General features: G+C 69.5%; 7 protein-coding genes. 6 read left to right on the forward strand and 1 reads right to left on the reverse strand.

Annotated features, from left to right (window positions below):
* Positions 1–114 precede the first annotated feature (114 nt).
* The 6 genes from AB8Z36_RS15240 (at position 115) to AB8Z36_RS15265 (ending at position 10716) form a co-directional block, all read left to right on the forward strand.
* Positions 115–846: a VIT1/CCC1 transporter family protein gene (locus AB8Z36_RS15240; RefSeq protein WP_369213831.1), complete on the forward strand. Its 732-nt coding sequence runs from the start codon at positions 115–117 to the stop codon at positions 844–846.
* 388 nt (positions 847–1234) lie between these two features.
* The gene (gene gltB / locus AB8Z36_RS15245) at positions 1235–5752 is read left to right on the forward strand and encodes a glutamate synthase large subunit (RefSeq protein ID WP_369213836.1); all 4518 of its coding nucleotides are present in this window, start codon (positions 1235–1237) and stop codon (positions 5750–5752) included.
* Positions 5745–7205: a glutamate synthase subunit beta gene (locus AB8Z36_RS15250; protein ID WP_369213832.1), complete on the forward strand. Its 1461-nt coding sequence runs from the start codon at positions 5745–5747 to the stop codon at positions 7203–7205. Before gltB ends, AB8Z36_RS15250 begins: the two co-directional genes overlap by 8 nt.
* A gap of 314 nt (positions 7206–7519) precedes the next feature.
* Positions 7520–8818, forward strand: a complete 1299-nt coding sequence (locus tag AB8Z36_RS15255; RefSeq protein WP_369213833.1) for a sugar ABC transporter substrate-binding protein — start codon at positions 7520–7522, stop codon at positions 8816–8818.
* Positions 8819–8998: 180 nt separating this feature from the next.
* Complete coding sequence (locus AB8Z36_RS15260; RefSeq protein WP_369213834.1) at positions 8999–9847, forward strand: carbohydrate ABC transporter permease; 849 nt, start codon at positions 8999–9001, stop codon at positions 9845–9847.
* Positions 9844–10716, forward strand: coding sequence for a carbohydrate ABC transporter permease (locus tag AB8Z36_RS15265; RefSeq protein WP_440581925.1), 873 nt, complete (start codon positions 9844–9846; stop codon positions 10714–10716). Before AB8Z36_RS15260 ends, AB8Z36_RS15265 begins: the two co-directional genes overlap by 4 nt.
* A gap of 339 nt (positions 10717–11055) precedes the next feature.
* On the opposite strand, the gene AB8Z36_RS15270 is transcribed toward AB8Z36_RS15265, so the two are convergent.
* On the reverse strand, positions 11056–11645 hold a 590-nt coding region (locus AB8Z36_RS15270; RefSeq protein ID WP_369213835.1), incomplete at its 5' end, for an SDR family NAD(P)-dependent oxidoreductase.

The raw sequence follows: 11645 nt of genomic DNA on the forward strand, positions 1-11645 counted from the left end.
TCGACACCCCGCCGAGGCGCGTTTTCGCAGGTAAGTACGGCCTTCCTTGCTGGCGGGGAAAATTTTTCAAGCGTACTTTCGACAATGTCCAAGCATTGAGGGGGTCCACACATCATGGCCATCATCGAGACCGAAGCGACGCTGCACGAGGCGCACCGCGACAACCACACGCACCGGGACGTGAACGGCGGCTGGCTGCGCCCCGCCGTCTTCGGGGCGATGGACGGACTCGTGTCCAACCTGGCGCTGATGACCGGTGTCGCGGGCGGCTCCGTCGCCCACCAGACCATCGTCATCACCGGCCTCGCCGGGCTCGCGGCGGGCGCCTTCTCCATGGCGGCCGGTGAGTACACCTCGGTCGCCTCCCAGCGCGAGCTGGTCCAGGCGGAGCTGGACGTCGAGCGGAGGGAGCTGCGCAAGCACCCCAAGGACGAGGAGAAGGAGCTCGCCGCGCTCTACGCGTCGCGCGGTGTCGAGCCGGACCTCGCCCGCGAGGTCGCGCGGCAGCTCTCCAAGGACCCCGAGCAGGCCCTGGAGATACACGCCCGCGAGGAGCTCGGCATCGACCCCGGTGACCTGCCGTCGCCGACCGTGGCCGCGGTGTCCTCCTTCGGCGCCTTCGCCCTGGGTGCCCTGCTCCCCGTACTGCCGTATCTGCTCGGCGCGACCGCGCTCTGGCCCGCGGTGCTGCTCGCCCTCGCCGGACTCTTCGCCTGCGGTGCCGTGGTCGCCAAGGTGACCGCGCGCTCCTGGTGGTTCAGCGGTCTGCGGCAGCTCGCGCTCGGCGGTGCCGCGGCCGGTGTGACGTACGTCCTGGGCGCGCTGTTCGGTACGGCCGTAGGATGAGCAGTCGCAGGGCTATGCGGGGGATCGCATAAGTAACCGTAAATGGGCGGTTTCGACTCTGTGACCAGCGGGCATGAGCCGTAAGCGCTGCGGGCAATGAGGCTCGTGTCGCTCCGGGCCACCGGCCACCGATCTGTCCGCTGAGCCCCTCTCGCGCCGCCCCCCACCTGCGGGCGGTGTCCACATGGTGGAATGAAGTATCCGCTTTTCGAGAAGCGTTCCATCATGTAACCTGCACGAAATTTCGCCAGGGCCAAAGTCGTCCCTCGCCTCAAGTGCCCCCAGAGCCCCGTAAAGGCCTGGGAGGTCCCCAGCCACGACGACGACGGGAGTGCCGATGCGTACCCACGCCTGGTCGCCCATGGATGGTCGCCCCGCCCCCCAGGGCATGTACGACCCCCGTAACGAGCACGACGCCTGTGGCGTCGGGTTCGTGGCCACCCTCACCGGTGTTGCCAGCCATGAGCTGGTCGAACAGGCGCTGACGGTACTGCGCAACCTGGAGCACCGAGGCGCCACCGGCTCCGAGCCCGACTCGGGTGACGGCGCCGGCATCCTGCTCCAGGTCCCGGACGCGTTCCTGCGCGAGGTGGCCGGATTCGAACTGCCCGCCGCCGGTGCCTACGCGGTGGGCATCGCCTTCCTGCCCGTCGACACCGCGGGCACCACCGACGCCGCCGTCTCGCAGATCGAGACGATCGCCTCGGAGGAGGGCGTGACCGTCCTCGGCTGGCGCGAGGTTCCGGTCGCCCCCGAGCTGCTCGGCGCCACCGCCCGCTCGACGATGCCCGTCTTCAAGCAGGTCTTCGTGGCCGACGGCGAGAGCACCGGCCTGACCCTCGACCGCAAGGCGTTCATGCTGCGCAAGCGCGCCGAGCGCGAGGCGGGCACGTACTTCCCCTCGCTCTCCGCCCGCACGATCGTCTACAAGGGCATGCTGACCACGGGCCAGCTGGAGCCGTTCTTCCCCGACCTGTCCGACCGCCGCTTCGCCACGGCCGTCGCGCTCGTCCACTCCCGCTTCTCGACGAACACGTTCCCGAGCTGGCCGCTCGCCCACCCGTACCGCTTCGTCGCGCACAACGGTGAGATCAACACCGTCAAGGGCAACCGCAACTGGATGCGGGCCCGCGAGTCGCAGCTCGCCTCCGAGCTGTTCGCCGGGGACAACCTCGACCGCGTCTTCCCGATCTGTACGCCGGACGCCTCCGACTCGGCGTCCTTCGACGAGGTGCTCGAACTCCTCCACCTCGGCGGCCGCTCCCTGCCGCACTCCGTGCTGATGATGATCCCCGAGGCCTGGGAGAACCACGCCTCCATGGACCCGGCACGGCGCGCCTTCTACCAGTTCCACTCCACGATGATGGAGCCCTGGGACGGCCCCGCCTGCGTCACCTTCACCGACGGCGTCCAGGTCGGCGCCGTGCTCGACCGCAACGGTCTGCGCCCCGGCCGCTACTGGGTCACCGACGACGGCCTCGTCGTCCTCGGCTCCGAGGTCGGCGTCCTCGACATCGACCCGGCCAAGGTCGTCCGCAAGGGCCGCCTCCAGCCCGGCCGCATGTTCCTCGTCGACACCGCCGAGCACCGCATCGTCGAGGACGACGAGATCAAGGCCGGTCTCGCCGCCGAGAAGCCCTACCAGGAGTGGCTGGAGGCCGGCGAGATCGAGCTCTCCGACCTGCCCGAGCGCGAGCACATCGTGCACACCCACGCCTCCGTCACGCGCCGCCAGCAGACCTTCGGCTACACCGAGGAAGAGCTGCGCATCATCCTCGCCCCGATGGCCAAGACCGGCGGCGAGCCGCTCGGCTCCATGGGCACGGACACCCCGATCGCGGCCCTCTCCGAGCGCCCCCGGCTGATCTTCGACTACTTCACGCAGCTCTTCGCGCAGGTCACCAACCCGCCGCTGGACGCCATCCGGGAAGAGCTCGTCACCTCGCTGCACAGCTCGCTCGGCCCGCAGGGCAACCTGCTCGAACCGACCGCCGCGTCGTGCCGCAGCGTCACGCTGCCCTTCCCGGTGATCGACAACGACGAGCTGGCCAAGCTCATACACATCAACGCCGACGGCGACATGCCCGGCATGACGGCCGCGACCCTCTCCGGTCTCTACCGCGTCGGCGACGGCGGCCAGGCCCTCGCCGCCCGTATCGACGAGATCTGCGCCGAGGCCGACGCCGCCATCGAGGCGGGCGCCCGCCTGATCGTGCTCTCCGACCGGCACTCCGACGCCGAGCACGCGCCGATCCCCTCGCTGCTGCTCACCGCCGCCGTCCACCACCACCTCATCCGCACCAAGCAGCGCACCCAGGTGGGCCTGCTCGTGGAGGCGGGCGACGTGCGCGAGGTCCACCACGTGGCCCTCCTCATCGGCTACGGCGCCGCCGCCGTCAACCCCTACCTGGCCATGGAGTCCGTCGAGGACCTCGTCCGTGCGGGCACGTTCCTGCCCGGCATCGAGCCCGAGACGGCCATCCGCAACCTGATCCACGCCCTCGGCAAGGGTGTCCTGAAGGTGATGTCCAAGATGGGCATCTCCACCGTCGCCTCCTACCGCGGCGCCCAGGTCTTCGAGGCCGTCGGCCTGGAGGAGTCCTTCGTCGAGCGGTACTTCAGCGGTACGACCACGAAGATCGGCGGCGCCGGTCTCGACGTCATCGCCCAGGAGGTCGCCGCCCGGCACGCCAAGGCCTACCCGGCCTCCGGCATCCCCTCGGCGCACCGCGCCCTGGAGATCGGCGGCGAGTACCAGTGGCGCCGCGAGGGCGAGCCGCACCTGTTCGACCCGGACACGGTCTTCCGCCTCCAGCACTCCACGCGCAGCCGCCGCTACGACATCTTCAAGCAGTACACGGGCCGCGTGAACGAGCAGTCCGAGCGCCTGATGACGCTGCGCGGCCTGTTCAACTTCAAGTCGGACCGCCCCTCGATCCCCCTCGATGAGGTCGAGCCCGCCTCGGAGATCGTCAAGCGGTTCTCGACCGGCGCCATGTCGTACGGCTCGATCTCCCGCGAGGCGCACGAGACCCTCGCCATCGCCATGAACCAGCTCGGCGGCAAGTCCAACACCGGCGAGGGCGGCGAGGACCCGGAGCGCCTGTACGACCCGGCGCGCCGCTCGTCCATCAAGCAGGTCGCCTCCGGCCGCTTCGGTGTGACCAGCGAGTACCTCGTCAACGCCGACGACATCCAGATCAAGATGGCGCAGGGCGCGAAGCCCGGCGAGGGCGGCCAGCTGCCCGGCCACAAGGTCTACCCGTGGGTCGCCAAGACGCGTCACTCGACGCCCGGCGTCGGCCTCATCTCGCCGCCGCCGCACCACGACATCTACTCCATCGAGGACCTCGCCCAGCTCATCCACGACCTGAAGAACGCCAACCCGCAGGCGCGGATCCACGTGAAGCTGGTCTCCGAGGTCGGCGTCGGCACGGTCGCCGCGGGCGTCTCCAAGGCCCACGCGGACGTCGTCCTGATCTCCGGCCACGACGGCGGTACGGGCGCGTCCCCGCTGACCTCGCTCAAGCACGCGGGCGGCCCCTGGGAGCTCGGCCTCGCCGAGACCCAGCAGACGCTGCTGCTCAACGGCCTGCGCGACCGCATCGTCGTGCAGACCGACGGCCAGCTCAAGACCGGCCGCGACGTCATCATCGCCGCGCTGCTCGGCGCCGAGGAGTTCGGTTTCGCCACCGCGCCGCTCGTGGTGTCCGGCTGCGTCATGATGCGCGTCTGCCACCTGGACACCTGCCCGGTGGGCATCGCCACGCAGAACCCGGCGCTGCGCGAGAGGTTCTCCGGCAAGGCCGAGTACGTCGTGAACTTCTTCGAGTTCATCGCCGAGGAGGTCCGCGAGCTCCTCGCCGAGCTGGGCTTCCGCTCCATCGAGGAGGCCGTCGGCCACGCCGAGCTGCTCGACACCGAGCGGGCCGTCAGCCACTGGAAGGCGCAGGGCCTCGACCTGGCACCGCTCTTCCACGTGCCGGACCTGCCCGCCGGAGCCGTGCGCCACCAGATCACGGTCCAGGACCACGGCCTGGAGAAGGCGCTCGACAACGAGCTGATCAAGCTCTCCGCCGACGCGCTCTCGGCCGCCGGTGCCACCGACGCCCAGCCGGTCCGCGCCCAGGTCGCCATCCGCAACATCAACCGCACGGTCGGCACCATGCTCGGCCACGAGGTGACCAAGAAGTTCGGCGGCGCGGGCCTGCCCGACGACACCATCGACGTCACCTTCACCGGCTCCGCGGGCCAGTCCTTCGGCGCCTTCGTGCCGCGCGGCGTCACGCTCCGCCTGGAGGGCGACGCCAACGACTACGTCGGCAAGGGCCTCTCCGGCGGCCGGATCATCGTCCGCCCCGACCGCGGCGCCGACCACCTCGCCGAGTACTCGACGATCGCGGGCAACACCATCGCGTACGGCGCGACCGGCGGCGAACTCTTCCTGCGGGGCCGCACCGGCGAGCGCTTCTGCGTCCGCAACTCCGGCGCCACGGTCGTGTCCGAGGGCGTGGGCGACCACGGCTGCGAGTACATGACCGGCGGCCACGCGGTGATCCTCGGCGAGACCGGGCGCAACTTCGCGGCCGGCATGTCCGGCGGCATCGCGTACGTGATCGACCTAGACCGCGACAACGTCAACGCCGGGAACCTGGCGGCCGTCGAGCCCCTCGACGACTCCGACAAGCAGTGGCTGCACGACGTCGTGCGCCGCCACCAGGAGGAGACGGGCTCCACTGTCGCGGAGAAGCTCCTCGCGGAGTGGGACACGGCCGTGGACCGCTTCAGCAGGATCATCCCCAGCACGTACAAGGCAGTGCTCGCCGCCAAGGACGCCGCCGAGCGAGCCGGTCTCTCCGAGACCGAGATCACCGAGAAGATGATGGAGGCGGCGACCAATGGCTGATCCCAAGGGCTTTCTGAACCATGGCCGCGAGGTCGCGCAGACCCGCCCGGTCGGCGAGCGCGTCCAGGACTGGAACGAGGTCTACGTTCCCGGTTCGCTCCTCCCGATCATCTCCAAGCAGGCCTCGCGCTGCATGGACTGCGGCATCCCGTTCTGCCACAACGGCTGCCCGCTCGGGAACCTCATCCCGGAGTGGAACGACTACGCCTACCGCGAGGACTGGTCGGCCGCGCAGGAGCGCCTGCACGCCACCAACAACTTCCCGGAGTTCACCGGCCGCCTCTGCCCGGCCCCGTGCGAGTCGGCCTGCGTGCTCGGCATCAACCAGCCGCCCGTCACCATCAAGAACGTCGAGGTCTCGATCATCGACAAGGCGTGGGACCGCGGCGACGTCGCGCCCCAGGCCCCGGAGCGGCTCTCCGGCAAGACGGTCGCGGTGATCGGTTCGGGTCCGGCGGGCCTCGCCGCCGCCCAGCAGCTCACGCGGGCCGGTCACACCGTCGCCGTCTACGAGCGCGCCGACCGGATCGGCGGCCTGCTGCGCTACGGCATCCCCGAGTTCAAGATGGAGAAGCGGCACATCAACCGCCGCATCGAGCAGATGCGCGCGGAGGGCACCAAGTTCCGCACCGAGGTGGAGATCGGCCGCGACATCGACGCGGCGAAGCTGCGCAAGCGCTACGACGCCGTGGTCATCGCCGCGGGCGCCACGGTCTCCCGGGACCTGCCGGTGCCGGGCCGTGAGCTGAACGGCATCCACTTCGCCATGGAGTACCTGCCGCTCGCTAACAAGGTGCAGGAGGGCGACTTCGTGGCGCCCCCGATCACCGCCGAGGGCAAGCACGTCGTCGTCATCGGCGGCGGTGACACCGGCGCGGACTGCGTGGGCACGGCCCACCGCCAGGGCGCGGCCTCCGTGACCCAGCTGGAGATCATGCCCAAGCCGGGTGAGGAGCGTGCCGCGCACCAGCCGTGGCCGACCTTCCCGATGCTGTACAAGGTCACCTCCGCGCACGAGGAGGGCGGCGAGCGGGTCTACGCCGTCAACACCACGCACTTCGAGGGCGACGAGGACGGCAACGTCCAGTTCCTGCACCTCGTCGAGGTGGAGTTCATCGAGGGCAAGCTGACCCCGAAGCCGGGCACGGAGCGCAGGATCCCCGCCCAGCTCGTCACGCTCGCGATGGGCTTCACCGGCACCGACCGCGCGAACGGCCTGGTGGAGCAGTTCGGCCTGGAGCTCGACGAGCGCGGCAACGTCGCCCGCGACGCCGATTTCCAGACGAACGTCCCCGGTGTCTTCGTCGCCGGTGACGCGGGACGCGGCCAGTCGCTCATCGTCTGGGCGATCGCCGAGGGCCGTTCGGCGGCGCGCGGCGTCGACCGCTTCCTCACCGGTGCGAGTGATCTTCCGGCCCCGATCCGTCCGACCGACCGAGCCCTGACGGTCTGACCCGTACGTCTGTACACCCGTACGCCCGTCAGTGCGTACGACCCCTCAGAGACGTCCCGCACAACGGTGTGCGGAACTGACGCGGCGCCCGCTTTGTCCCCGACCGGACGGAGGCGGGCGCCGTCGCGTTCGCACGCGCATACGGAGAGTGAACTCTGCAACGCCTGCGTTGCGTGGTGCGCAATGGTATGAGCGTATGTTGCGTCACCCGCAACCCTCATTACGGTTCGGCCGCTTATCCCAATGGGTCTAGACCGCTCCGACCCCGTGTGACCACAATCGCTCCCACCAATCGGAACCTGGAGGGGGCCGGCATGAAGCGACGTGTCATCGCGGCTGGTTGCATCACCCTGTGTCTCGGACTGACCGCCACGGCGTGCGGCGGCGATGACGGCGGCAGCGACAGCGCCACGGACGGCAAGGGCAAGACCCTGACCGTGTGGATCATGGAGGGGACCAACCCCGACGCCCGCCCGTTCTTCAAGGAGGCCGGAGACGCCTTCGAGAAGAAGACCGGCGCCAAGATCAAGGTCGAGTACCAGCAGTGGGCCACGGCCCAGAAGAAGTTCACGACCGCCATCGAGGGCGGCGCGGACCAGGTGCCCGACGTGGCCGAGGTCGGCACCACCTGGGTGCCGCAGTTCGCCGAGACGGACGCGCTCGTCGACGTCACCGACGACGTGAAGAAGTCCGGCCTCGGCGACGACCTCGTCGAGGGCCTGAAGGATGCGGGCACCCTCGACGGCAAGCAGTACGGCATGCCCTGGTACGCGGGCGTGCGCTCGATCGTCTACCGCAAGGACCTCTTCGAGAAGTACGACCTGAAGCCGCCGACCACCTGGAAGGAACTTCAGGCGACCGCCAGGACGCTGAAGGAGAAGGAGCCCAAGAAGGTCGCCTTCCCCGTCGCGGGCGGCGCCGAGATGTTCGCGGCGCCCTTCGTCTGGGGCGCGGGCGGCGAGCTCGCCACCGAGTCCGGCGGCAAGTGGAAGTCGGGCATCAACTCGCCCGAGGCGGTCAAGGGCATCGAGTTCTACACGGGCCTCGCCACCAAGGACAAGGTCTCCCCGGCCAAGGTCAACACCTGGACGGAGAAGGAGGTCGGCGACGCCTGGAACAAGGGCGAGATCTCCATGGCCATCGGCGGCAACTGGACCCCGAAGGCCATCGTGGACGCCAACCCCGACCTCAAGGGCAAGCTCGGCGCGGTGCCGATCCCCGGCGAGAACGGCGGCATGAGCAAGTCCTTCCTCGGCGGCTCCTACCTGTCCACGTTCAACACGGACAAGAAGGAACTCGCCTGGGAGTTCGTGAAGATGCTGACCACCGGTGAGTTCGCCGCCAAGTGGGCCGAGCAGACCAACTACTTCCCCGGCCAGAACTCCGAGCTGAAGAAGATCGCGGCGAAGAAGGACCCGCTGGTCGAGCCGTTCGCCAAGCAGATGCTGGAGGCGGGCGCCACGGTCCCCAAGACCAAGGCCTACGGCGAGATCCAGGCCTCCAAGGTCATCCCCGGCATGGTCCAGTCGATCCTGACCGGTAAGGCCTCCGTCCAGGAAGCCGCCGACAAGGCCGCCAAGGACATGGACGCGATCTTCGCCAAGGACAAGTGAGCGAGGTCGAGTTCGGCACTGTGAAGGACGCGACAGTCGTGAAGGAGCGCCGGCCGGCCGGAGGAGACTCCGGCCGGCCGCGGCCCCTCGAAGCGGGACACCGGCGGAGCCGAAGCGGCCCGCCGCCGCAAGAACCTGATCAACCTCACCCGCCCCTGGCTCCTGCTCGCCCCCTCCCTGGTGGTCCTCGCGGGACTGCTGCTCTGGCCGCTGATCCAGGTCGGCAAGCTCTCCTTGCAGGACTACGCCGTCAAGTTCGGCGGCGGCGTCGGGACCTACACCGGGTTCGACCACTACAGCGACCTGCTCTCCAGCGGCCTGCTGTGGAAGACGGTCCTGCCCAACACCGTCTTCTTCGCCATCGCCTGCGTCGGCCTCACCGTCGCGCTCGGCACCCTGGTGGCGCTGCTGCTCAACCGCCTCGGCGCCACCTGGCGGCTGATCTGCTCCATCGCGATCCTCGCCGCCTGGGCCATGCCCGCGGTGACCGGCACCTACGTCTGGATCTGGCTCTTCCAGCCGCAGGACGGCATGGTCAGCCAGATCGCGGGCTCCCTCGGCCTGATCGACCCGGAGACCACCAACTGGTTCACCGAGCGCGGACCGTTCTACGCGATCGCCACCCTGAACGTGATCCACCACGGCTTCCCGTTCGTCGCCATCACCGTCCTCGCGGGCCTGATGACGATCCCCAAGGAGCTGTACGAGGCGGGGGAACTGGACGGCGCCAACGCCTGGCAGCGGTTCTGGAACATCACCGTGCCGACGATCAAGCCGGTCTTCCTCGTGGTGACCATCCTCTCCACCATCTGGGACTTCAAGGTCTTCACCCAGATCTACCTCCAGCCCGGCGGTGACGGCTCCAACGAAGAGGTCTACAACCTCGGCGTCTTCTCCTACATCCAGGCCTTCGCCAAGAACGACTACGGCGCGGGCGCCGCGGCCGCGGTCCTGCTGACCGTGCTGCTCCTGCTCATCACGATCGTCTACATCCGCACGCTGTTCCGACAGGGGGAGGAGGACCTGTGACCACCGCCAAGCTCCCGGCCGCGCCCCCGGCCACGGCCAACCGCCGCCGCACCTCGACCGCCGCCCGGATCGGACTGCCCCTCGCGGTCGCCGCGCTCCTGCTCTTCACGCTCTTCCCGGTGTACTGGATGATCTCCACGGCGCTCGACCCGAAGGCGGTCACCCGGGGCGCGGACGTGCTGCCGAGCGGCGTGAGCCTCGAACACTTCACGTTCGTCTTCGAGAAGGGCAACTTCGGCACCTACCTGCTGAACTCCGCCCTCGTCGGCCTCGCCACGATCGTCGCCGCCGCGCTGCTCTCGCTCTTCGCGGCCATCGCGGTGGCACGGTTCAAGTTCCGCTTCCGCACCTCCGTGCTGATCATGATCCTGATCGTGCAGATGGTGCCGCTGGAGGCGCTCGTCATCCCGCTCTTCATCCAGATGCGGGACTACGAACTGCTCAACTCCCTGCTCGGCCTGAGCATCGTCTACATCGCGCTCTCCCTGCCCTTCGCGATCTGGACGCTGCGCGGTTTCGTCGCCACCATCCCCAAGGAGGTCGAGGAGGCCGCGTACATCGACGGGGCGTCCTGGTTCCGGATGTTCCGGTCGGTGCTGCTCCCGCTGGTCGCGCCCGGCCTCGTCGCCACATCGATCTTCGCCTTCATCACGGCGTGGAACGAGTTCGTCTTCGCGTACACCTTCATGAAGGGCAGCGACAAGTACACCGCCGCCGTCGGCATCTACCAGTTCTTCGGGGAGAACTCGACGTCCTGGGGACCGGTCATGGCCAGCTCCACGCTGGTCACCGTGCCGGTAATGATCTTCTTCGTGATCGTGCACAGAAAGCTGGGCTCGGGCCTGGCGGCGGGCGCGGTCAAGGGCTGACGCGGACGCGGAAGGGGGTACGGGGGGCAGGACCGCCGGAGATCTACGGCCCCTTGAACGTCTCCCCGTACACCTTCCACGTCAGCGGCGGAGTTCCTGCCCCTGGTGGACGCCCTGCCCGCCGCGTCCCGCGAGGCAGTCGCCGCCGCGGCGGGGGGCGCTGCCCGCGCCCGAGCTGGACGCGCTCGCCCTCGAAGTCGGCGAGCAGGACCTGTGGGAGCTCCAAGCCCCTGGTCGAGCTGATGGACGACGAGGCCAGGATACGGATCCTCGCGCTGCCCGCCTTCCAGGAGCAGGACGGACAGGGTGCGCGCCTGCCGGCCGTGGCAGGGGCTCCGCTCACCCGGTCGTGGACCCACCGTCCACGGTGAACTCGGCGCCCGTGATGTACGACGACGCGTCCGATGCCAGGAACAGCACCAGTTCGGCGGCCTCCTCCGGGCGGCCCATCCGGCCCAGCGGCAGATGGGACCAGTCCCGCCCGGCGGCCGTCGCGATCATCGGGGTGTCGATGGCCCCCGGGTGCACGGAGTTGACCCGTATCCCGTACCGCGCCAGGTCGAGCGCAGACGACCGGGTCAGGCCGCGCAGCCCGAACTTCGACGAGCCATAGGCCGCGTGCCCCGGGATGCCGACGAGCCCGGCCGTCGACGACACGTTCACCACCGACCCGCCGCCCGCCTCCCGCAGCGCGGGCAGCACCGCCTGGATGCCGAGGAAGGGACCCAGCAGATTGACGCGGAGCAGCGCCTCGAAGTTCTCCGCCGTCTCGTCCTCGACGGACGCCGTGCGCCACAGCGCGGCATTGTTGACCAGGGCGTCGAGCCGCCCGAAGGCGCCGAGCGCACCGGCCACGGCCGCCGCCCAGCTCGCGGCGTCGGTGACGTCGTGCCGCACGAAAAGACCCTGTGAGCCGAGCGCCCCGGCGA

The organism is Streptomyces flavofungini, from assembly GCF_041028215.1.
In the GTDB taxonomy this organism is placed as follows: domain Bacteria; phylum Actinomycetota; class Actinomycetes; order Streptomycetales; family Streptomycetaceae; genus Streptomyces; species Streptomyces flavofungini_B.